Below are 26,700 nucleotides of genomic sequence, written 5' to 3' on the forward strand. Positions count from 1 at the left end.
GTGAATTCGCTGGGTAACGGAGAACTGGGGAGCGGCAAGCCGGAGGTCGGCAGCTCGCCGGAAGACGTTCAGCGATCAGACGCATTCCCACTTTCGGCGGCCCAGCTCGGTATGTGGTTCGCGCAGCACCTTGATCCCGCAGTACCGGTCAACATCGCCCAGTACGTCGAACTCCGTGGTGCTCTGGAGCTTGACGCCCTTCGCCAGGCCTGTGCAGACGCCGGTCGCGAAATCGGGTCGGCCTTCGTCCGGATCTTCGAGATCGATGCCCAGCCGTACCAGATCATCGACCCCACACTCGATGATTCAGTCGGCTACGTAGACCTTCGTAGTGAAGACGACTCGCACGACGCCGCCATGCGGTGGATGCGAGCAGATCGCAGCCGGCCGATCGACATGCTTACGGACCGACTGATCTCTGCCACGATCCTGCGCCTCGGCGAGAACCGCTACTACTGGTACACGCGGGTCCACCACACAATTCTCGACGGTTTCGGTGCGTCGACGTTCGTCACTCGCGTGGCGGAGCTGTACTCGGCGCGCGTGGAGGGCCGGGATCCGGAGCCGAGTGAGGCCTCCGATCTCCGGAACGTCTACGAGGTGGACAACAAGTACCGCCAGTCGAGTCGTTTCGAAACCGATCGCAAGTACTGGGCAGACAAGATCGAGAATCTCGACGAGATCTCGAGCCTCGCGGGTCGAAGTGCCGCGCCTGCTCCAGTCAGTCGGATCGACAGTGCAGCGCTGTCCAACCACGTCGAGGCTCTGCTCGGGCGGTTCCTCGAGCGCGTGGAGAAGACCACTGTTGCCGGCACTGTCGTCGCGGCGTTTGCGGCGTACCTCGCTCAGATGACCGGGCGAGAGGATGTGTCGCTGAGTCTGCCCGTTTCCGGTCGAACGACAGCCGTGCTGCGTCGATCCGGAGGCATGGTCTCCAACGTCGTGCCGCTGCGACTGACCGTCACTGCGGACACCACCGTCCAGGAGCTTCTGGACGACGTCAGGAACGAAATGTCCGGCGCACTGCGTCACCAGCGGTACCGACACGAGGACATGGTTCGCGGGGGTGACGGACCGGGTCGGGGCGGATTCTTCGGTCCCTGGATCAACATCATGATGTTTTCCACCGAGTTGGCGTTCGGGCCCCTCGTCGGCGAGCTTCACATCCTGTCCACGGGTTTGATCGAAGACCTCGGTGTCAACCTGTACCAGAGCGTCGGCGATACCCGCACACACATCGACTTCGAGTCGAATCCCAATCTGTACGCGCCCGCGGACGCCCAGCGAAATCACTCGCGGTTCGTAGAGTTTCTCGAGAAGTTCGTCTCGGCCGAAACGAGCCGCAAGGTCTGGGATCTTCCTGTCGCAACCGACGAGGAGCGAAACAAGGTTGCCTTGTGGAACCGCACCGGCTTCCACGTTGCCTCGCAGACCATCACCGAAGCATTCGAGCGTCAGGTCGAGAGAACTCCCGATGCCACCGCTGTCGTTTTCGAAGGCGCCAGCCTCACATACGCCGAATTCGACTCTCGCGCAAATGGTTTGGCTCGTCAACTCATCGCCATGGGTGTTGGGCCCGAATCGCTTGTAGGACTGTCGATCCGCAGGTCTTTGGACTTGATGGTCGGTCTGTACGCGATTGCCAAGGCCGGCGGAGCCTGGGTGCCGGTGGATCCCGACCACCCAGCGGAACGCACTGCCTACATTCTCGAGTCGGCGCAGCCCACGTGTGTTGTGACCACTGCGCGGGACGACGTGGATCTGCCCTCGGGCACACGGGTCATCGAGATCGACACACTGGACTATGGGCAGCTCGACAGCAGGCCGATCGTCAACGCAGATCGCCTGTCTCCCTTGCATTTCTCGAACACTGCGTACGTGATCTACACCTCGGGTTCGACCGGTCGACCCAAGGGTGTCGCGGTCACTCACGCGGCGATCAACAACCAGCTTCAGTGGATGAACGCCGAGTACGAGTTTTCGGCGTCGGACATCTACCTGCAGAAGACCGCTACGACATTCGACGTGTCGCTGTGGGGATTCTTCATGCCGTTGCAGGTCGGCGCCACGCTCGTCGTCGCGACTCCGGACGGTCATCGAGACCCGATCTACGTGGCGAACAAGATCGCGGAGCTCGGCGTCACGATCACCGACTTCGTGCCATCCATGCTCACGCTGTTCACTGCGAATGCACCTGCCGGATCTTGTGATTCGTTGCGTCACGTGTTCGTCATCGGCGAGGCGCTCCCGCCCGAGACGTCTTCCGCCTTCCGCGAACTCTGTGGAGCCGGACTGCACAACCTGTACGGTCCGACCGAAGCCGCGGTATCGGTCACGTACTACGAGGCGGTGGCCACGGATACTACTTCCGTGCCGATCGGTATGCCGCAGTGGAACACTCAGGCGCACGTACTGGACGGACAACTTCGCCCGACCCCCATCGGGCAGCCGGGTGAGCTCTATCTCGCCGGCGTTCAACTCGCGCGCGGATACGTTGGTCGACCGGACCTGAGCTCGGATCGGTTCGTAGCCAATCCGTACGGCACGGCCGGTGAGCGTATGTACCGGACCGGCGACCTCGTCCGTCGCCGTGAGGACGGAAACCTCGACTACATCGGGCGTACCGACTTCCAGGTGAAGTTCCGTGGGCAGCGCATCGAGCTCGGCGAAATCGAGACCGTCCTTCTGGCACACCCCGACGTTTCCCAGGCTGTTGTCTTGGTGACCGTCACCCCGACCGGTGATCAATTGGTCGGCTACGTCGTGCCGGGCCCGGGCCGAAACATCGATGGTGCGGTGCTCAGTGAGTTCGCCGGTCGAAGCCTCCCTTCGTACATGGTTCCGGCCGCGTTGATGGTGCTCGATGCGTTGCCGCTCAACACGAGTGGCAAATTGGATCGTGCCGGGTTGCCCGAGCCGGTGTTCGCGAGTGCGAAGCAGTACCGCGAGCCCCGCACCGAAATCGAGCGGGTTGTCGCTGACGTCTTTGCCGACGTTCTCGGTGTCGAGCGCGTCGGTATCGACGACGACTTCTTCGAACTCGGTGGAAACTCGCTGGTTGCAACACAGTTGGTGACCCGCGTGGGTTCCGCCTTGGGAGTGCAACTCGGCGTTCGAGAGCTTTTCGAGTCCACCACGGTCGCTACCTTGGCGGCCCGCGCCGAGTCTGTGGCGGGTAACGCCAGGCAGCTCACCCCGCTGATCGCCAAGCCTCGTCCCCAGGTTGTCCCGCTCTCGCTTGCACAGCAGCGCATGTGGTTCATCAACCGTCTCGATCCGTCGACGCCCGCGTACAACCTTCCGTTCACGGTCCGGCTCACCGGTTCGGTGGACCCGTCCGCCCTGCATGCCGCGGTGATGGATCTTCTCGAGCGACACGAGTCCTTGCGGACGATCTACCCTGATGTCGACGGAACCGCGCAACAGCTGGTTCTGCCGGTCGACCGGGCTGCGGTGGAGTTGAATCCGGTCAAGATTCGGAATTCGCATCTCGACGCGGCGCTGTTCGACGTGGCGTCTCGCGGCTTCGACGTGACGCTCGAAATCCCGGTACGGGTTGCCCTCTTCGAGGTGTCTCCGACGGACTACGTCCTGGTGATGGTTCTCCATCACATCGCTGCAGACGGACTGTCGTTCCGTCCGCTCGCACGTGACCTTCTCGTCGCATACTCGGCGCGAAGTGAGAAGTCTGCGCCGGCGTGGACGCCGCTGCCGATCCAGTACGCCGACTACGCCCTGTGGCAGCGCGAAGCACTGGGATCCGACGAAGACCCGCGCTCGGAGTCGTCTCGCCAGATCAACTTCTGGCGCCGGGCACTTGCCGATTTGCCGGATCAGTTGGATCTGCCGACCGACCGACCTCGTCCTGCCATCGCGTCCAATCACGGTGCCAAGCACCATTTTCAGATCAGCGAACGCACGACGCGCAAGTTGAACGAGTTGGCGCGCGCGAGGAGCGTCTCGCTGTTCATGGTGTTGCAGGCGGCATATGCAACGCTGTTGAGCCGGCTCAGTGGTACCTCCGACATCGCGATCGGTGCCCCGATCGGCGGGCGAGGCGATCAAGCGCTCAATGACGTGATCGGCATGTTCGTGAACACCCTGGTGCTTCGCACCGAGGTCGATCCGAACGAACGATTCGAAGAGTTGCTCGCTCGGGTAAGGGAATCGGGCTTGTCTGCCTACGGGCACGCCGATGTGCCGTTCGAGCGGTTGGTCGAAGTCCTGAGTCCGGCGCGTTCGCAGGCTCGTCACCCGCTGTTCCAGGTTGCGCTCACTGCGGAGATCAGTGGACGACGCGAACTGGAATTCTCAGGTGTCAAAGCAGTTGCAGCTGAATTGGAAGTACCGGTCGCCAAATTCGATCTCGAACTCATGGTGTCCGAGAATCCCGAAGGAACCGAAGACGCGGATGTCTTGAGTGCCACCTTCACCTACGCCACGGACTTGTTCGATCCGGCCACGGTGAACACTTTCGCTACTCGGTTCGTGCGCATTCTCGATGCCGTGGCTACCCGACCTGAAACGATCGTCGGCGATATCGACCTGCTCTCACGCTCCGAGCGCACCGATCTGACGGTCGTAGCCGCGGATGACACGATGCCCCGGCAGAGTCTCGTCGACATCTTCCTGTCCGGCACGGCTGAGGCGGATTCGGTTGCTGTTCGCTTCGAGGGTCGATCGATCACCTACCGCGAGCTCGATGAGCAGTCGTCGAAGCTCGCACGGGTTCTGATCGGACGGGGCGCCGGCCCCGAGACCATTGTTGCTCTCGCCTTTCCTCGCTCGTACGAGATGGTCTGTGCAGTATGGGCGGTGGCGAAGTCAGGGGCGGCATACGTCCCAGTCGACCCGAGCTATCCGGAAGATCGTGTCCGGCACATGCTGGCCGATTCTTCGGCCGCGATCGGACTCACGTCGGGACAGTTCGTAGATCAGCTTCCTGCGGTCACAGAATGGTTGGTCCTTGACGGACAGGCGCTGAACGGAGAACTGTCGACGCAATCTTCAGCGCCGGTCACGGACGAGGACCGAATCGCTCCGATTCACAGTTCTCACGTTGCATATGTCATTTACACATCCGGTTCCACGGGAAAACCGAAGGGTGTCAGCGTCACTCACGGTGGTCTCCGTGGGGTCAGAGACGCAGCACAGCGTCGCTACGAGGTAGAACAGTCCTCACGCTTCCTCCATATCTGTTCACCGAGCTTCGACCCGTCGGTACTGGAATGGATGGTCGCCTTCTCTGCGGGTGCAACTTTGGTGATCGTTCCCTCGACAATTATCGGTGGACACGAGTTGTCGGATCTTCTTCATTCCGAGAAGGTCACACACGCGATCATCACTCCCGCAGTACTCGGGACCATGGAGCCGGCAGAGCTGCCTGAATTGCGAGTCGTCTCCGTCGGCGGTGACGTGACCACTCCCGAGTTGCTGGCGAAATGGGCCCCAGGGCGCGCCTACTTCAATGGGTACGGTCCGACCGAGACCACGATCATCTCGTCGTTCGGCGATCTCGCGATCGGCCGATCGATCGACATCGGGCGTCCCGTCGAGGGCATGTCGGCACTGGTACTCGACGAGCGTCTGCATCCTGTTCCAGTCGGTACCAGGGGAGAGCTCTACTTTGCGGGCGCTGCATTGGCTCGGGGCTACCACGAGCGGCGAGGTCTTTCTGCGGAACGGTTTGTTGCCAACCCGTATTCGCCGGACGGCGAGCGAATGTACCGGACCGGCGATGTCGTGCGCTGGACCGGCGGAGACGCGCGCGGTGACGCGGGGGTTCTCGAATACGTCGGCCGCAGTGACTTCCAGGTCAAGGTTCGCGGATTCCGTATCGAACTCGGTGAGATCGACGCAGTTCTGTCCTCGCACGAGTCTGTGCGCTTCGCGGTGACAGTCGGAAGCGAAGGCGCGGCGGGTGTCACAACCCTCGTTTCCTACGTCGAACTGGCTGACGGGTCGAGTTTCGATCGGGACGTGCTCGCCTCGTTCGTGGCGGAGGCTCTGCCGAGCTACATGGTTCCGTCCGTCATCATGGAACTCGCTGAGGTTCCGTTGACCCCGGTGGGCAAATTGGATCGCCGGGCTTTGCCGGAGCCTGTTTTCGAGGTCCGCGAGTTTCGTGCACCCACCACGCCGGTGGAAGAGATTGTCGCGCAGGTGATTGCGGATGTTCTCGGAGTGGAACGAGTCGGCCTCGACGACGACTTCTTTGAACTCGGTGGCAACTCCCTGGTGGCTACTCAGGTCACCTCCCGATTGGGGCGGGCGCTCGACACGACGGTGCCGGTGCGAACGCTATTCGACGTTTCCACCGTCGAGGCGCTCGCCGCACACATCGAGTCGCACGTAGGTAGCGGCGGGCAGAAGGCGCTCGTCGCACAGGTGCGTCCCGCGGAAATTCCGTTGTCGCTGGCGCAGCAGCGCATGTGGTTCCTGAACCGCTTCGACACCGACTCGGCTGCTTACAACATCACTTTTGCTCTGCACTTGACTGGTCATCTCGATACTGCCGCGATGGAAACTGCGCTCGAGGACGTACTGGACCGGCATGAAGTGCTCCGAACGGTATATCCGGACGGGGCTTCCGGACCGAAGCAGTCGATTCTGTCGCTTTCGGAGGCGTTCGGCGGACTGACCGTGGAGTCGGTTTCGGATCAGGATGAGCTCGAAAGTCGAGTCGCTGCAATCGGATCCTCAGCGATCGACGTCACCGTCGACGTGCCGATCCGTGTCCGCCTGTTGACGGTCAGCGACACCGAGCACACCCTCGCGATCGTGGTTCATCACATCGCCGCTGACGGTTGGTCGATGGCGCCCCTGGCACGCGATGTCATGATTGCCTACTCGGCACGCAAGGACGCGATCGCGCCGGCGTGGCAGCCGTTGACTGTGCAGTACGCCGACTATTCGTTGTGGCAGCGTGAGGTTCTGGGGTCGGAAGACGACTCGGAATCACTCATCTCGCAGCAGATCTCGTACTGGACCGAGACTCTGGTAGACCTACCGGATGTGATCGAGCTTCCGTCGGACCGGTCTCGGCCTGATGTGGCGTCGATGCGCGGCGAGCGATTCGCGTTCGAGATCTCCGGGGATGTGCACCGTCGATTGGACGCGCTGGCACGGGAGAACAACGCAACGCTCTTCATGGCGTTGCACTCGGCGCTTGCCGTTCTGATGGCCCGACTGAGCGGGACCTCGGACATCGCCGTGGGCACCCCCGTTGCCGGTCGCGGCGACGAGGCGCTCGACGATCTCGTCGGTATGTTCGTCAACACGCTTGTTCTGCGCACCGAGGTCGACCAGGCCCAGGCATTCACGGATCTGCTCGCTGCAGCGAGTGATTCTGCGCTCGGAGCGTTCGCTCACTCGGACGTGCCCTTCGAGCGGTTGGTGGACGTCTTGGCTCCCGCCCGGTCGCAGGCCAGACATCCGCTGTTCCAGGTTGTGCTGTCCTTGCAGAATCTCGCGCAAACGGCATTGGAACTGCCGGGACTGGCGATCAAGGCCGCCGAAATCGACACGACCACTGCCAAGTTCGACCTCGAACTCGCAGTAACCGAGTCGATCGGCGAAGACGGGATCCAGCAAGGGCTCTCGGCCGAATTCACTTTTGCTGCAGATCTGTTCGACGTTTCGACGGTCGAGGGGTTTGCTCGGCGTCTGGTTCGTATCCTCGAGACTGTCGTGTCGGTTCCTTCGATTGTCGTCGGTGACATCGATATTCTCGATGCGGCCGAGCGGGGTGTGCTGGCCGATGTTCATGGAGGTCAGTCGGTCTCGGGAACCCTGGTCGAGATTCTCACAGTGGCGGCCGCTGTGGATCCGTCGGCGGATGCGATTCGCTTCGACGGTGAGTCGATCAGCTACCGCGAACTCGACGAGCGGTCGTCGCGACTCGCTCGTGTTCTGATTGCGAAGGGCGTCGGGCCGGAGGATCGGGTCGCGATCGCGATTCCGCGTTCGGCCGATTCGGTTCTCGCTCTGTGGGCAGTGGCGAAAACGGGTGCTGCGTTCGTGCCAGTCGACCCGACGTATCCGGTTGACCGTATCGCCCACATGATCTCCGATTCCGGTGCGGTGCTGGGTCTTGCGCTCAGTGACGTCGAGGCAGGATTGCCGTCGGCGTTGACGTGGGTTGTTCTCGACGACGAGAAGACAGTGGCGGCGTGCGCGGCAGAATCCTGCGCGCCGGTGAGTGATTCGGATCGACGTAGTGCGATCGACGAGCGGCAGCCTGCGTACGTCATCTACACGTCCGGCACCACAGGTCTGCCCAAGGGCGTTGTGGTCACCAACGCCGGTGTGGCGAATTTCTGTGCCGAGCAGGTCGAGCGCTATGCGCTGACCGCGGATGCTCGGACGCTGCATTTCGCCTCGCCGAGTTTCGATGCGTCTGTCCTCGAGTTGCTGATGGCATTCGGATCCGCGTCGACGATGGTGATTGCGCCGACGACGGTGTACGGCGGCGCGGAACTGGCCGAGATCTTGCGCTCGGAGGGCGTGACGCATGCGTTCGTGACGCCCGCTGCGCTGGCATCAGTGGATCCGAGCGGGCTTGACGCGTTGCGGGTGGTTGTCGTCGGTGGCGAAGCCAGTTCGCGGTCTCTCGTTGCCAAGTGGGCGGTGCCGCTTCCGGATGGCGGTGTGCGTGGATTCTTCAATGCGTACGGTCCGACGGAGTCGACAGTCGCCTCGAACATCAGCGATACGCTGACCGCGTTTGATCGTATGAACATCGGCGGCCCGATTCGAGGTATGGCCGCGCGGATCTTGGACGGCCGCTTGCAGCCTGTGCCGGTTGGTGTCGCAGGTGAGTTGTACGTGTCGGGTGTTCAGGTCGCTCGTGGATACCTGGGACAGCCGGCATTGACGGCGGGTCGTTTTGTCGCAGACCCGTTCGGGGCGCCGGGAGAGCGGTTGTACCGCACGGGTGACGTGGTCCGGTGGATCGACGGTGGCGCGGTGGAGTACGTGGGCCGCAGCGACTTCCAGGTCAAGATCCGTGGGTTCCGTATCGAACTCGGCGAAATCGAGGCCGCACTGACCCGATGCGCGGGCGTTGCGCAAGCTGTTGCTCTTGTACGCTCCGACGATCACTTCGGCGATCGCCTCGTTGCATACGTGGTGCCACAGGCCGGCGCCGAGGTGGATCCCGCACAGGTCATCGAGTCGGTGTCGACGTTCCTGACCGGCTACATGGTTCCCGACTCGGTCCTGGTGCTCGATTCGATTCCGTTGACCACCGCGGGCAAGACGGACATCAAAGCTCTGCCATCGCCCGTGTTCGAGTCGAAGGTGTATCAGGCGCCGATCACGACCGTCGAAGAGACTGTCGCGCAGGTGTTCTCCGAAGTTCTCGGAGTCGCACAGGTTGGCCGCGACGACGACTTCTTCGAGCTCGGAGGCAACTCGCTGATCGCGACCCGTGTCGCCGCACGGCTGGGGGAGGCGCTTGACACAAGCGTTCCGGTTCGTGCGCTCTTCGAAGCGTCGACCGTGCAGTCACTCGCCCTCCGGCTCGAGCTGCACGCCGGTTCGGGTGCCACGGCCCCACTGGTCCCGCAGTCCCGGCCCGCTCGGATCCCACTTTCGTTGGCGCAGCAGCGCATGTGGTTCCTGAACAGGTTCGAACCCGAGTCGGCAGTGAACAACGTTCCGGCGGCGATCAGGATTTCGGGCGCCCTCGATGTGGCAGCTCTCAACGCTGCCGTGATCGATGTCGTGGGCAGACACGAATCACTGCGGACGCTGTATCCGGACGTCGACGGCGTCGGGTATCAGGAAATCCGTGACGTTCGAGACGTTGTTGTCGATCTCAGCCCCGTGTCGATCACGGAAGATCGCCTGGCTGCAGGCGTCGCAGAGCTGGCGACGGTCGGCTTCGACGTGACGTCTGAAGTCCCGTTGCGCGCCAAGCTCTTCAAAGTCGGCGATAGCGAATACGTCCTGGTGTTCGTGGTGCATCACATCTCGACCGACGGTTTCTCGATGGGCCCGTTGACCCGCGACGTGATGGTTGCCTACGAAGCACGTACACGAGCGTCCGTGCCGGCTTGGACGCCGTTGCCGGTGCAGTACGCCGATTACTCGTTGTGGCAGCGTGAGGTTCTCGGGTCCGAGGAGGATCCGCAGTCCGTGATCGCGAAGCAGATTGCGTTCTGGTCGGATGCGTTGGCTGATCTTCCGGAGCAGTTGGATCTGCCTGGTGATCGTCCGCGTCCCGAGGTCGCTTCAGGGCGCGGAGCCGAGGTCGAGTTCGATATCGACGCCACTCTGCACGAAGCTGTCAATTCGATTGCGCACAGCAGTAACTCGACACCGTTCATGGTTGTTCACGCAGCGCTCGCCGTCGTACTTTCTCGTTTGTCTGCAACGACCGACATCGCGATCGGTACACCGATCGCGGGTCGCGGTGAGGCGCAGCTCGACGATCTGATCGGTATGTTCGTCAACACTTTGGTGTTGCGTACCGAGGTTGATCCGTCGATGTCGTTCGCGGATCTGTTGGCTTCGGCGCGTGAAGTGGATCTACAGGCGTTCGCGCATGCGGATGTTCCGTTCGAGCGTGTGGTGGAGGTTCTCGATCCGGTTCGTTCGCAGGCTCGTCATCCGCTGTTCCAGGTGGCGTTGACGTTCCAAAACCACGAACAGGCAACGCTCGAACTGGGCGACCTCGAAGTGTCGATCGAAAGTGCCGATCTTGCGTTGGCGAAATTCGACCTCCAGTTGACTCTGACTGAACGAACCGACGAGGCCGGCGCACCTGCCGGAATGTCCGCCTCGTTGACGTATGCGACGGATCTGTTCGACGAGTCGACCGTTGTGGAATTCGGTGATCGGCTGGTACGGACCTTCCGCGCGGTGACTGCTGATCCCACCGTAGCGGTGGGTGACGTTGACATCTTGGTCGATGGTGAACGAAACCTGCTCTCCCGCTTCAGTGCTGGCCAGATCGATCGTGGTGTGGATTCGACGTTGTCGGCGTGGTTCGATGATGCTGCTGCGCGGTTTGGTGATCGGATCGCGGTGCGGTTCGGTGGCGAGTCGTTGTCTTATGGTGAGTTGTCGGTTCGGTCGAATCGGTTGGCGCGCAGGTTGATTGCTCAGGGTTGTGGTCCGGAGTCGTTGGTGGCGGTGGCGTTGCCGCGGTCGGCGGATCTTGTGGTGGCGTTGTTGGCGGTGGTGAAGTCCGGTGCGGGGTATTTGCCGGTGGATCCGTCGTATCCGGCTGATCGTGTCGAGTTCATGCTGGCCGATGCTGCTCCGGTGGCTGCGATTTCGTGGTCCGGGCGTGAGTTGGTGTTGCCCGCTGGTTTGCCGGTGGTTGATATCGACGCGGTGGATGTGTCGGAGTTCGAGGGTTCGGTGGTGACGGATGCGGATCGTGTTGCGCCGTTGCGGTCGTCGAATGTTGCGTATGTGATTTACACGTCGGGTTCGACGGGTCGCCCGAAGGGTGTGCAGGTTCCGCACATCACGGTGGCGAAGTTGTTTGCGAATACCGAGAGTGTGTACGGGTTCGACGAGTCGGATGTGTGGACGATGTTCCACAGTTATGCGTTCGACTTCTCGGTGTGGGAGTTGTGGGGTCCGCTGTTGTACGGCGGCACGTTGGTCGTCGTGGACTATGTGACGTCGCGGTCGCCGGAGCAGTTCTTGGAGTTGCTTGCTGCTGAGCGGGTGACGGTGCTCAATCAGACGCCGTCGGCGTTCTATCAGTTGGCTGAGGCTGATCGGTTGGCGTCGGAATCCGGTCTGGCTGCCGAGTTGTCGTTGCGGTGGGTTGTTTTCGGTGGGGAGGCGCTCGAGCTTCGACGCTTGTCGGATTGGTATGGCCGCCGCGGTGACTCTGCGCCGACGTTGGTGAACATGTACGGCATCACGGAGACGACGGTGCATGTGAGCCATCGTGTGTTGGATGCTGCGTTGGCGGCGGATGCGTCGGCGAGTGTTGTGGGTCAGGCTATTTCGGGTCTGCAGGTGTTTGTGCTCGATACGCGTTTGGCTCCGGTGCCTGTTGGTGTCGCGGGTGAGATGTATGTCTCGGGTGTGCAGTTGGCTCGGGGTTATCTGGGTCAGGCGGGGTTGACGTCGACGCGGTTTGTGGCGAGTCCTTTTGCTGCTGGTGAGGTGTTGTACCGCACGGGTGACGTGGCGTCGTGGAACAGTGCTGGTGATTTGGAGTATCTGGGTCGCGCGGATGATCAGGTGAAGATCCGTGGGTTCCGGATCGAGATCGGTGAGATCGAGTCTGCGGTGTTGGCGGATGTGTCGGTGGCGCAGACGGCGGTGGTTGTTCGGGAGGATTCTCCGGGTGATCAGCGGTTGGTGGCGTATGTGGTTTCGGCTGCGGGTGTGAGCGTTTCGGTCGACGATCTTCGGGTGTCGGTGGGTTCGTTGTTGCCGGAGTACATGGTGCCGTCGGCGTTTGTGGTGTTGGATTCGATTCCGTTGACGGTGAACGGGAAGTTGGATCGTCGGGCGTTGCCGGTTCCGTCGTTGCAGGTTGCGGTGTTCCGGGCTCCGATGTCGGTGGTGGAAGAGGTTGTGGCGCAGACGTTTGCGGATGTTCTGGGCGTTGAGCGTGTTGGTTTGGATGATGATTTCTTCGCGCTCGGTGGTAATTCGCTGATTGCGACGCAGGTGACGTCTCGGTTGGGTCAGGCGTTGGATGCTTCGGTGTCGGTGCGGGAGTTGTTCGAGGCGTCGACCGTTGAAGGGCTTGCTGCCCGACTCGGTTCTCACGTTGGTGGCGGTTCGCGTGCGGCGTTGACTGCGCAGGTGCGTCCGGCGCAGGTGCCGTTGTCGTTGGCGCAGCAGCGCATGTGGTTCCTCAATCGATTCGACACGGCATCGGCTGTCGACAATGTCCCTGTTGCCGTTCGGCTCACGGGTGCGCTCGATCTGGCCGCCCTGAATTCGGCAGTTCACGATGTTATCGGTCGCCACGAGGTTCTGCGCACGGTCTACCCCGAGGTCGACGGAATCGGCTACCAGAAGATCCTCTCGGCTGGAGATGTCTCGATCGATCTCGGTGCAGAACGCGTCACCGACGACCGAATCCAGGCGGAGCTGTATTCGTTCTTCGCCCAGGGCTTCGATGTCACCGTCGAGGTTCCGTTGCGCGCCAAGCTGTTCCAGGTCGCCGATGATGACTTCGTGTTGTCGTTCGTGGTGCATCACATCTCGACCGACGGCTTCTCGATGAGCCCGTTGACCCGGGACGTGATGACCGCGTACTTCGCCCGCTCACAGGGTCAAGCCCCGGTGTGGACGCCGTTGCCGGTGCAGTATGCCGACTACGCACTGTGGCAGCGTGAGGTTCTCGGGTTCGAGGACGATCCGCAGTCAATCATCGCGCAGCAGATCAACTACTGGTCCGATGCCCTGGCCGACCTGCCCGAGCAGCTGGACCTTCCCAGTGATCGCACCCGCCCCGAGATCGCAACGGGACAAGGAGCGAACCACACCTTCACCATCGACGCGCAACTGTGGGCCGATGTGGAAGCAACAGGTCAGGCGGCGGGCGCAACGCCGTTCATGGTCGTCCACTCTGCGCTGGCCGTGCTGCTGGCACGGTTGTCCGCGACAACCGACATCGCAATCGGCGCTCCTGTCGCCGGTCGCGGTGAAGCGCAGCTCGACGATCTGATCGGCATGTTCGTCAACACTTTGGTGCTGCGCACCGAGGTTGATCCGTCGATGTCGTTCACGGATCTGTTGGCTTCTGCGCGTGAAGTGGATCTGCAGGCGTTTGCCCACGCTGACGTGCCGTTCGAGCGGATCGTCGAAGCGCTCGATCCGGTGCGTTCGCAGGCACACCACCCGCTGTTCCAGGTGGCATTGACCTTCCAGAACCTTGGCCAGAGTGCTCTCGAACTGCCCGGACTCACCGCCGCTGCTGTGGAATTCGACGCAGCACTGGCCAAGTTCGATCTGCAATTCACTCTTGAAGACGCCGCTGACGCCGGTATGTCCGGCACTCTGACCTACGCGACGGATCTGTTCGACGCGTCGACAGCGGCCGAGTTCGCTGATCGCTTCGTGTCCGTCCTCCGTGGCGTTGTCGCGAATCCGACTGCTGCCGTTGGCGACGTGGATGTTCTGACCGCCGGTGAGTTGGATCGCGTTCTGTCATGGAGCGACACGGGTGTCGATCGTGGTGTGGATTCGACGTTGTCGGCGTGGTTCGATGATGCTGCTGCGCGGTTTGGTGATCGGATCGCGGTGCGGTTCGGTGGCGAGTCGTTGTCTTATGGTGAGTTGTCGGTTCGGTCGAATCGGTTGGCGCGCAGGTTGATTGCTCAGGGTTGTGGTCCGGAGTCGTTGGTGGCGGTGGCGTTGCCGCGGTCGGCGGATCTTGTGGTGGCGTTGTTGGCGGTGGTGAAGTCCGGTGCGGGGTATTTGCCGGTGGATCCGTCGTATCCGGCTGATCGTGTCGAGTTCATGCTGGCCGATGCTGCTCCGGTGGCTGCGATTTCGTGGTCCGGGCGTGAGTTGGTGTTGCCCGCTGGTTTGCCGGTGGTTGATATCGACGCGGTGGATGTGTCGGAGTTCGAGGGTTCGGTGGTGACGGATGCGGATCGTGTTGCGCCGTTGCGGTCGTCGAATGTTGCGTATGTGATTTACACGTCGGGTTCGACGGGTCGCCCGAAGGGTGTGCAGGTTCCGCACATCACGGTGGCGAAGTTGTTTGCGAATACCGAGAGTGTGTACGGGTTCGACGAGTCGGATGTGTGGACGATGTTCCACAGTTATGCGTTCGACTTCTCGGTGTGGGAGTTGTGGGGTCCGCTGTTGTACGGCGGCACGTTGGTCGTCGTGGACTATGTGACGTCGCGGTCGCCGGAGCAGTTCTTGGAGTTGCTTGCTGCTGAGCGGGTGACGGTGCTCAATCAGACGCCGTCGGCGTTCTATCAGTTGGCTGAGGCTGATCGGTTGGCGTCGGAATCCGGTCTGGCTGCCGAGTTGTCGTTGCGGTGGGTTGTTTTCGGTGGGGAGGCGCTCGAGCTTCGACGCTTGTCGGATTGGTATGGCCGCCGCGGTGACTCTGCGCCGACGTTGGTGAACATGTACGGCATCACGGAGACGACGGTGCATGTGAGCCATCGTGTGTTGGATGCTGCGTTGGCGGCGGATGCGTCGGCGAGTGTTGTGGGTCAGGCTATTTCGGGTCTGCAGGTGTTTGTGCTCGATACGCGTTTGGCTCCGGTGCCTGTTGGTGTCGCGGGTGAGATGTATGTCTCGGGTGTGCAGTTGGCTCGGGGTTATCTGGGTCAGGCGGGGTTGACGTCGACGCGGTTTGTGGCGAGTCCTTTTGCTGCTGGTGAGGTGTTGTACCGCACGGGTGACGTGGCGTCGTGGAACAGTGCTGGTGATTTGGAGTATCTGGGTCGCGCGGATGATCAGGTGAAGATCCGTGGGTTCCGGATCGAGATCGGTGAGATCGAGTCTGCGGTGTTGGCGGATGTGTCGGTGGCGCAGACGGCGGTGGTTGTTCGGGAGGATTCTCCGGGTGATCAGCGGTTGGTGGCGTATGTGGTTTCGGCTGCGGGTGTGAGCGTTTCGGTCGACGATCTTCGGGTGTCGGTGGGTTCGTTGTTGCCGGAGTACATGGTGCCGTCGGCGTTTGTGGTGTTGGATTCGATTCCGTTGACGGTGAACGGGAAGTTGGATCGTCGGGCGTTGCCGGTTCCGTCGTTGCAGGTTGCGGTGTTCCGGGCTCCGATGTCGGTGGTGGAAGAGGTTGTGGCGCAGACGTTTGCGGATGTTCTGGGCGTTGAGCGTGTTGGTTTGGATGATGATTTCTTCGCGCTCGGTGGTAATTCGCTGATTGCGACGCAGGTGACGTCTCGGTTGGGTCAGGCGTTGGATGCTTCGGTGTCGGTGCGGGAGTTGTTCGAGGCGTCGACCGTTGAAGGGCTTGCTGCCCGACTCGGTTCTCACGTTGGTGGCGGTTCGCGTGCGGCGTTGACTGCGCAGGTGCGTCCGGCGCAGGTGCCGTTGTCGTTTGCGCAGCAGCGCATGTGGTTCCTCAACCAATTGGACCGCGAATCGGCAGCCAACAACATTCCGATGGCGATCACTCTCACTGGCGAGTTGGATCAGGCGGCGTTGTACGACGCTGTCGTGGACGTGTTGAAGCGTCACGAGGTTCTGCGCACGGTCTACCCCGAGGTCGACGGTGCCGGCTACCAGCGGATCTTGCCGGTGGCGGCAGTTCCGGTGAATCTGGCTCCCGTGCAAATCGAAGCATCCGACATCGTGGCGGCGGTGACGGACTTCGTCACGTCAGGCTTCGACGTCACCGCTGAGGTTCCATTGCGGGCCAAGCTCTTCCAGCTCGCGGAGGACTCGTTTGTACTGGCGATAGTGATTCACCACATCTCCACCGACGGTTTCTCGATGGGTCCGTTGATCCGCGACGTGATGACCGCGTACTACGCCCGCTCACAGGGTCAAGCCCCGACCTGGGCGCCGTTGCCGGTGCAGTATGCCGACTACGCACTGTGGCAGCGCGAGGTTCTCGGTTCCGAGGGTGACACGGAATCCGTACTCGCAGAGCAGATCGGCTACTGGGCCAAAGCTCTCGACGGAGTTCCGGACCAGATCACCTTGCCCAGTGACCGCGCGCGTCCAGCCGTGTTCACCGGCCGGGGAGCCACCTACAGCTTCCCGATTTCCGCGGATGTTCACCGCGGACTGGCCGCTGTGGGTCGCGAGCACCAGGCATCGCTGTTCATGGTGATGCACTCGGCGTTGGCAACACTTCTTGCCCGGTTGTCCGGCACCACCGACATCGCAGTCGGCACCCCGGTCGCCGGTCGCGGTGAAGCGCAGCTCGACGATCTGATCGGCATGTTCGTCAACACGCTCGTGCTGCGTACCGACGTCGATCCGGGGATGTGTTTCCTCGATCTGCTGACGTCGGCGCGTGAGAGTGATCTCGCGGCTTTCGCTCACGCAGACGTGCCGTTCGAGCGGCTGGTCGAGGTACTCGATCCGGTTCGTTCGCAGGCTCACAACCCGTTGTTCCAGGTTGCCTTGGCATTCCAGAACCTGGGGCAGAATAACCTGACGTTGCCGGGACTCGATATCACTGAATTCGATATCGCGGAAACGGTAGCGAAGTTCGACCTTCAGTTGACTCTGGTGGAAGCTGCCGATGGTCACGGCATGACGGCGACCTTCACCTATGCGACGGATCTCTTCGACGAGGGGACAGTTGTCTCCTTCGCCGAGCGGTTGACTAGAATTCTCGAGGCCGTCGCCGTGGATGCGACGCAGGCTGTCGGCGACATCAACATCCTCGAAGCGCCTGAGCGTATCGAATTGACCAGTCGCCGAGCGTCCTCGGGCATCGAGCCGAAGCCGTTGGCCGACATCCTGGCCGAGACCGCGTTGCTGTATCCCTCCAACGAAGCTCTCCGCTACCAGGATCGGTCGATGACGTACGCCGAGGTCGACGAGTGGTCGTCGCGCCTCGCCCGCGTCCTGATCGCTCGCGGTCTGGGCGCCGAAGACCTGGTCGCAGTGTCGATTCCGCGTTCTATCGAATCGGTCCTGCTGGTGTGGGCGGTATCCAAGACAGGTGCCGCCGTTGTTCCCATCGATCCGCACTACCCGGCTGACCGCATCGCGCATATGGTCTCCGACTCGGGCGTCTCGGTCGGTCTGACTCTCGAAGCTGAACTCGCAGGGCTTACCGACACCGTCGAGTGGCTTGCGATCGACAGTGCTGTTTGCGCGGAATTGATGGCAGCGCAGGATAGTTCACCGATTCGTGAAGATGAGCGTGTGCGCCTCGTCCTTCCGGCGCATCCGGCCTGGGTGATCTACACGTCGGGCACAACAGGCTTGCCCAAGGGTGTTGTTGCTACGGGAGCAGGCCTCGCGAGCTTCAGCGCAACGCAGGCACAGCACTACCTGGTGACGCCGAACTCCCGCACGCTGCACTTCGCGTCACCGAGTTTCGACGCGTCGATGCTCGAACTGTTCCTGGCTGTCGCGACAGGCGCTGCCATGGTGATCGTCCCGACATCGATCTTCGGCGGCGACGAATTGACCGCGCTGTTCAAGTCCGAACGCGTCACACATGCCTTCATCACGCCCGCGGCGTTGGCTTCCATGGATCCGTCTGGCCTGAACGATCTCGAGGTGGTTGGTGTCGGCGGTGAGGCGTACTCGCCGGAGTTGATGGCCAAGTGGGCGGATCAGCCGAACCGTCGACGTACGTTCCTCAATGTCTACGGTCCCACCGAGACCACTATCGTCACCAATGTCAGTGTGCCGCTGATGCCGGGCGACCGGATGACCATCGGCGAAACCATCGGCGACATGGCCGCGTTTGTTCTCGACACACGTCTGCAGCCCGTTCCGGTTGGCGTTACCGGTGAGCTGTACCTGTCGGGTCCCCAGGTCACCCGCGGATACCATCGCCGCCCGGGATTGAGCGCGGATCGCTTTGTTGCCAACCCGCACGGCCTGTCCGGTGAGCGCATGTACCGCACCGGTGATGTTGTGCGTTGGACTGACCGTTACCAGGTTGAGTACGTGGGCCGCAACGACTTCCAGGTGAAGATCCGTGGGTTCCGTATCGAGCTCGGTGAGATCGACGCGGCACTGACGGCACATTCGGACGTCGAGTTCGCCGCGACGATGGGCACCACGCTGACGTCCGGTGCTCCGGCGCTGGTGTCGTACGTGTTTGTCGGCAAGGAATCTGCTGTCAGCTCGGCGGATCTGAGTGAGTTCGTTTCACGCACTCTGCCGGCGCACATGGTGCCTGCGTCGATCATGGTTCTGACCGACATGCCGCTGACCCCGGCCGGCAAGCTGGACCGAAAGGCTCTGCCGGAGCCGGTATTCGAGGTCAAGGAGTTCCGCGCTCCCACGACCGAGATGGAACGCGTCCTCAGCGAGGTCTTTGCCGACGTTCTCGGCCTCGATCAGATCGGTACCGACGATTCGTTCTTCGCTCAGGGCGGAGACTCGATCATGTCGATCCAGTTGGTGTCCCGGGCCAAGGCCCGCGGTGTTCTGTTCACGCCCAAGGACGTGTTCGAGAACAAGACGGTGGCTGAGTTGGCAGAGGTTGCCGTCTTCGGCTCCGACGCCGATGCGATCACTGTTCTCGCCGAGATCGTAGGCGGCGGCATCGGTTGGATGCCGCTCACGCCGATCAAGCGATTCATGTTCGAACGGCCCGGCAGCTTCCAGCGTTTCAACCAGTTGTTGACGCTGGAGTTGCCGCTCGGCATCGACCGGACCGGTGTTGTCGACACACTGGCTGCCGTCATCAATCACCACGACATGTTCCGTTCGCGTCTGGTCGATGACCAGCGTGGTCCGGGCATGGCTGTGTCCGCGCCCGGAACCGTCGACGTTGATTCTTTGGTGCGACGGGTGCTGGTGGACCCCGCGATTTCGGGCGCAGACCTGACGGCCATCGCGTCGGGTGCTCTCGACGACGCTCTCGGCCGGTTGGATCCGGCCGCCGGTGTCATGGCTCAGTTCGTGTGGATCGACTTCGGTGACACACGCACCGGCCGATTGATCATGGCTGCGCATCACCTGATCGTCGACGGCGTCTCCTGGCGAATCATCGTGCCGGACTTGATTTCCGCGTGGGCTCAGCGCAGTGGCGGAAGTGCACCCGTGCTCGAACCGACGGGCACGTCCATGCGTACCTGGGCGCACTCGCTCGCTGCGGAATCACGATCAGACAAGCGACTGGCAGAACTGCCACGTTGGCGCAAGACGCTGTCGACTCCAGACCCGATTCTCGGTTCGCGGGCGTTCGATCCGTCCGTCGACGTTGCGGCAACAGTCGAGCGTGTGCGCGTGGAGGTGCCCACAGGCGTCACTGAAACACTGCTGACAACTCTGCCCGAGGTGTTCCGCGGCGGAGCCAACGACGGTTTGCTGGCCGGACTTGCTCTGGCACTGGTGCGCTGGCGCCGTGAGCGGGGCATCGACACCGAAGCGGCACTGCTCCAGCTCGAGGGCCACGGCCGCGAAGAGGGCGTCGTCCCGGGTGCCGATCTCTCACGCACCGTCGGCTGGTTCACGGCGGCCTTCCCCGTCGCACTCGACCTTGCCGGTATCGACATCGACGACGCCTTCGACGCCGGAGTTGCTGCGGGAGCGGCGATCAAGGCAGTCAAGGAGCAGTTGCTCGCCGCTCCCGACAAGGGTGTCGGCTACGGACTGCTGCGGTACGTCAACGACGACACCTGCACTGAGCTGTCGAAGCTGAGCAGCGGGCAGGTCAGCTTCAACTACCTGGGTCGCATTGTGGCGGAGGATATTCCGGCTGCAGCGCAAGGCCTCGGATGGATTCCGGCACGCGACTTCTCCGATGTCGCTGCGCCGGAAGACCCGGACATGCCGGCCAACAAGGTTGTCGACATCAATGCCATCGTCAACGACGGCCCTGACGGCGCGGTGCTCGAAGCATCGTTTGCCTTCCCGAACGGATTGCTGAGCGCCACCGAGGTGCAAGCCCTGGCCGACCTGTGGGTCGGAGCACTCACAGCGCTGGCGCAGCACGCACAGGCCTTCGGCGCAGGCGGACTCACGCCGTCGGACGTGCCGCTGGTAACGCTGACCCAGCAGGATCTCGACGGGTTCGAGCAGCGTTTCCCCGCGGTGCAGGACGTCTGGCCGCTGGCTCCGCTGCAGTCGGGTCTGCTGTTCCACGCTGTCATGGCCGAGTCCACCGTCGACCTGTACTCCGTGCAGATGGTTCTCTCGCTGTCCGGCCGCGTCGACGCGGATCGCCTCCACGCCGCAGCACAGGCCATCATCGATCGTCACCCGAACCTGCGCACCGCATTTGTGGTCGACGGAACGGGTACGCCGGTCCAGGTAGTTCTCGGTGACATCGACGTGCCGTGGCGCGAACTGGATCTCACCACAATCGCTGACAGCGAAGAACGACGCCGCGAGTTGGATCGGATTCTTGTCGAGGACCAGGCCACGCACTTCGACATGTCGAACCCGCCGTTGATCAAGTTCACGCTGATCAAGATCGCGGCGAGCGAATACCGCCTTGTTGTGGCAAACCACCACATCATCCTCGACGGCTGGTCCATGCCGCTGCTGCTCCACACGCTCCTCGGCCACTACGCCATGCGTGGGAACATTCCCGCTCAGACGCGGTCACTGAGCTACCGGAACTACCTCGCGTGGCTGGTCCAGCAGGATCGCAGTGTGTCCATGGATGCCTGGGCGAAGGCGTTGGGCGGCGTCGAAGAGCCGACGTTGTTGGCTCCCACCGTCGTTGGTCAGGAATTCAGTGCGCTGTCGCAGAAGTTGCAGATCTCGCTCAGCGAATCGGTGACCGCGACACTGACCGGTTTGGCATCGAGGACCGGCGTTACCGCCAACACGATCGTCCAGGCTGCCTGGGCAATTCTGTTGGGACGCATGACCGGTCGCCAGGACATCGTCTTCGGTGCCACGGTCTCCGGCCGTCCGCCACAACTCGACAGCGTCGAGAAGATGGTGGGTCTGTTCATCAACACGCTGCCCGTTCGTGTCCAACTGGATCTGGCCGAGTCCGTCGAGGCATTGCTCTCACGGGTTCAGATCGAACAGGCGGGATTGCTCGATCACCATTACCTCGGCCTGACCGACGTGCAGAGCGCCGCGGGCGTCGGCGGACTCTTCGACACTCTGGTGATCTTCGAGTCCTACCCGGTCGACCGTGACGGTCTTGCAGCGCAAGCAGAGTTCTTGGACGGCATGGTGATCGATGATGTCGCCTCCGACGATTCCACGAACTACCCGCTCACACTGCTGATCGGTCTCGACGACCAACTGCACTTGACGCTTCGTTACCTACCCGACTTCTTCGACGAGTCGTACGCGCAGACCCTGCTGGGTCGCCTCGAGACTCTGCTGACCGAAATCGGTGAAACGCCGTCTACTGCAGTCGGTGACGTCGAGGTCATGACGGCGCCTGAGCGTGCTTTGGTGCTCGAGTCGTGGAACGACACGTCTCGTCCGGTTGTGGGTGGGTTGTTGTTGGATGGTTTTGATTCTGTGGTGGGGGTTTGTTCGGGTTCGCGGGCGGTGGTGTTCGGGGATGAGGTGCTCTCGTATGGGGAGTTCGATGAGAGGGTTAATAGGTTTGCGCGTTATTTGATCGGTTTGGGTGTTGGGCCGGAGTCGTTGGTGGGGTTGGCTGTTCGGCGGTCGGTGGATTTGTTGGTTGGGTTGTATGCGATTGTGCGTGCGGGTGGGGCGTGGGTGCCGTTGGATCCTGATGCTCCGTCCTCGCGTAATGAGTATGTGTTGGATTCGGCTGATCCGGTGTGTGTGGTGTCGACGGAGCGTGATGGTTTCGTGGCGTCGGGTCGTCGGGTTGTGTGTGTGGATGTTGTTGATGTGTCTGGTTTTTCGGGTGCGCGGGTGTTGGATGTGGATCGGCGCTCGCCGTTGCGGGCGTCGAATACGGCGTATGTGATTTTCACGTCGGGGTCGACGGGTCGGCCGAAGGGTGTGGCGGTCTCGCATGCGGCGATTGTGAATCAGTTGGAGTTCATGCAGGGCGAGTATCGCTTGATGTCGTCTGATGTGTATTTGCAGAAGACGGCGACGACGTTCGATGTGTCGTTGTGGGGTTTTTTCATGCCGTTGCGGGTGGGTGCGGTGTTGGTGTTGGCGTCGGCTGATGGTCATCGGGATCCGGGGTATTTGGCGTCGGTGATTGATGATCAGGGTGTGTCGGTGACGGATTTTGTTCCGACGATGTTGTCGACGTTTTCGTCGTTGGTGGATCCGGGGTTGTTGGGTTCGTTGCGTGATGTGTTGGTGATCGGTGAGGCGTTGCCGGTGGAGGCGGTGCGTGAGTTCGGGTTGGTGTCGTCGGCGCGGTTGCATAATTTGTATGGTCCGACTGAGGCGGCGGTGTCGTTTACGTTTGCGGATGTGACGGCTGCTGGGTCGGGGTCTGTGGTGTCGATTGGTGTGCCGGAGTGGAATTGCCGGGTGTTTGTGTTGGATTCGCGTTTGCGGCCGGTTGCTGTGGGTGTTGCGGGTGAGTTGTATTTGTCGGGTGTGCAGTTGGCTCGGGGGTATGTGGGTCGTCCGGATTTGAGTGCGGATCGGTTTGTGGCGTCGCCGTTCGGTTCGGGTGAGCGGATGTATCGGACGGGTGATTTGGTCCGTTGGAACACAGTTGGTGAGTTGGAGTACATCGGTCGTACTGATTTTCAGGTGAAGTTCCGTGGTCAGCGGATCGAGTTGGGGGAGATCGAGGCGGCGTTGGTGTCGCATGGGTCGGTGTTGTCGGCTGCGGTGGTGGTGCGTGGGTCGGTGATGGGTGATCAGTTGGTGGGGTATGTGGTGCCGGCGGTGGGGTCGGTTGTGGATGTGAGTGTGTTGCGGGGGTTTGTGGGGGAGCGGGTTCCGGGTTATATGGTTCCGGCTGCTGTGGTGGTGTTGGATGCGTTCCCGCTTAATTCGTCGGGGAAGTTGGATCGGGCGTTGTTGCCGGAGCCGGTGTTCGAGGCTCGGGTGTTTCGGGCTCCGGTGTCGTCGGTGGAGTTGGTGGTGGCGTCGGCGTTTGTGGGTGTGTTGGGTGTTGATCGGGTGGGGTTGGATGATGATTTCTTCGAGTTGGGTGGCAACTCCCTCATCGCGACTCGGGTTGTCATGCGCATCGCCGAAGAACTCGAGACGGCCGTACCGGTCCGCCTTCTGTTCGAAGCGTCCACCGTCCAGGAACTTGCCGCACGTCTCGAATCACACGTCGGTGAAGGAAGCCGCCTTGCGCTGACAGCTCAGGATCGACCGGAAGAGATTCCGCTTTCTCTTGCGCAGCAGCGTATGTGGTTCCTCAACCGCTTCGACGGCTCGGCAGGCGCCTACAACATGCCGTTTGCACTGCGGCTGAGCGGTGAACTCGATCTGGGCGCGATGCGTGCGGCGATCGGCGACGTCGTTGCCCGCCACGAAACCCTGCGCACTGTGTATCCGGAAACCGATTCGGGACCGGTCCAGGTCATCGAACCGGTAGGACATACGCCGGTGGAATTGAACGTCGAGAGTGTCACGGAAGCCGAGATTGTCGGCAAGCTGGTCGAATTGGCGTCGACGAGGTTCGACGTGACGGCCGAAATCCCGCTGCGGATTCGGTTGTTCCAGGTAGCCGAGAACGAGTACGTCCTCGCCGTCGTGGTGCACCACATTGCCGCGGACGGCTCCTCGACTACTCCGTTCGCCCGCGATCTCGTCATGGCCTACGCGGCACGGGCGCAGGGAACGGCGCCGGGTTGGGCCCCGCTGGACGTGCAGTACGCCGATTACAGCCTGTGGCAGCGCGAGGTGCTGGGTAGCGAGGAAGACCCGGAATCCGTGTCGTCCGAGCAGATCGCCTACTGGAGCCAAGCTTTGGCCGGGCTGCCGGATCAGCTGGACCTGCCGACGGACCGTCTGCGTCCCGCCGCGCAGTCGTACCGCGGTGGCTACCTTCAGTTCGAGATCGACGCAGCAGTGCATCAGGGCCTGTCGGCGCTGGCCCGTGAGCACGGGACCACCCTGTTCATGGTCACGCACGCGGCGTTTGCGATTCTGTTGGCGCGCCTTTCCGGCACCGACGACATCGCCGTTGGCACCCCGATCGCTGGCCGCGGTGAGCGTGCGCTCGACGATCTGATCGGCATGTTCGTCAATACCCTGGTATTCCGGACACACGTCGACGGTTCCGACAGTTTCACGGAACTACTTGCCCGCGTGCGCGAGAACGACCTGCAGGCCTTTGCGCATGCCGACGTTCCGTTCGAGCGACTGGTCGAAGTTCTCAACCCCGCACGTTCGACTGCTCGGCACCCGCTATACCAGGTGGGCTTCCTTTTCCAGAACATGGAACAGGCAAGCCTGGAACTGCCTGGCCTCACCGTCAAGGGCCTCGAGATCGACAACGGTGTCGCTCAGTTCGATCTGCAGTTGATCGTCGGTGACAACTACGACGAGCGTGGTGTTGCCTCCGGCATCTCGGCCGTATTCAGCTACGCGCACGACCTTTTCGACGAGTCGACAGTCCAGTCCTTCGCTGATCGGTTCAACACCGTTCTGGCAGCGGTGGTTGCCGATCCGTCGATCGTGGTCGGCGACATCGACGTGCTCGATCCGCGTGAGTCGAATCAGGTTCTGCAGGAATGGAATGCAACGGAGCAGGTACTCGACGCCGAGGCGACACTGGTCGATCTGTTCGATCAGCAGGTTGCCGCTCACGGTGATTCCGTCGCGTTGGTGCACGGGCTCGAATCGCTGACGTATGTGGAGTTCGACGACAAGGTCAACCGGCTCGCCCGTCACCTGATCGAACTGGGTGTCGGTCCGGAGTCGTTGGTGGCATTAGGAATGCGACGCTCCATCGACCTGGTGATCGGCATGTACGCCGTTGCCAAGGCAGGCGGCGGTTATGTTCCGATCGATCCGGATCATCCGGCCGATCGCACCGGGTACGTCCTCGAGATGGCCGCGCCGGTCTGCGTGCTCAGCAACGAGAACGACGCACCGTCGCTCGCGGGGATCGACAATGTTCTTCTCATCGACACCCTCGATCTGTCGCGCGTCTCCGGAGCGCCGGTGCGCGGCGACGAGCGGACCGCACCGCTTCGTTCGGCGAATACCGCGTACGTGATCTTCACGTCGGGATCGACCGGCAAGCCGAAGGGTGTGGCGCTGTCCCACGCCGCGATCGTCAATCAGCTTCTGTGGAAGCGTGATCGCTACGGTCTCGACCAGACCGACGCAATGTTGCTCAAGACTGCAGCGACGTTCGACCTCTCGGTCTGGGAGTTCTGGTCCGCGTTGACATCCGGGTCCCGCCTGGTCATCGCCGACCCGGACGGACACAAGGACGCCGAGTACATGCTGGCGCTCATCGCTCAGGAGAAGGTGACGACGCTGCACGCGGTGCCGTCCATGCTCTCGATGCTGACGGCCGCAGCAGACGGCACTCTTCCGCAGTCGCTCGAGCGTGTCCTTGCCATCGGTGAGGCCTTGCCCGCGGCAACGGCGGCAGAGTTCCGCAAAATGTCCGACGCGGCACTCGTCAATCTGTACGGTCCGACCGAGGCTGCGGTGTCAGTGACCGCGCACGATGTGGACGAGAGCGACACCTCGTCGGTCTCGATCGGTGCCCCGGAATGGAATACGCAGGTCTACGTGCTCGACGAGCGACTGCATCCCGTTCCGGTCGGAGTCACCGGTGAGCTGTACCTGGCCGGAACCCAGTTGGCTCGCGGTTATCACGGCCGCGCCGACCTGACGTCGGAACGCTTTGTCGCCAACACCTTCGGAGAACCGGGCACACGTCTGTACCGCACCGGCGACCTCGTTGTCTGGCGCAGTGGCGGTGAACTCGAGTACGTCGATCGTGCCGACTTCCAGGTGAAGATCCGCGGCTACCGCATCGAACTCGGTGAGATCGAAGCTGTTATCAGAGCTGCTGAGTCCGTGGACGCCGCGGTTGTCGTCGCGAAAACCGATCCGCGACTGGGGGATCGACTGGTCGGGTACCTCGTTCCGCAGGCCGGGGCCACCGTCGACGTCGACAGCGTGAAGGCGGAACTCGTCCGCGAGTTGCCGAGTTACATGGTGCCGTCGGCGTTGATGGTGCTGAGCGAATTGCCGCTCAACATCAACGGCAAGATCGATCGAAAGGCGCTGCCGGAACCC

The 26,700-nt window shown here is 62.1% G+C and carries 1 protein-coding gene (cut by a window edge); it reads left to right on the top strand.

Going from position 1 to position 26,700, the window contains the following annotated elements; genetic code table 11:
- Positions 1–26,700, top strand: partial view of a non-ribosomal peptide synthase/polyketide synthase gene (locus tag GJB56_RS02125; protein ID WP_154606638.1) — the 5' portion only. 1,965 nt of this gene lie beyond the right edge of the window; 26,700 of the gene's 28,665 nt are visible here — the first part of the coding sequence; it begins with the start codon at positions 1–3; the stop codon falls past the right edge of the window.

This window comes from Rhodococcus sp. AQ5-07 (assembly GCF_009707305.1).
Taxonomy (GTDB): domain Bacteria; phylum Actinomycetota; class Actinomycetes; order Mycobacteriales; family Mycobacteriaceae; genus Rhodococcus_F; species Rhodococcus_F erythropolis.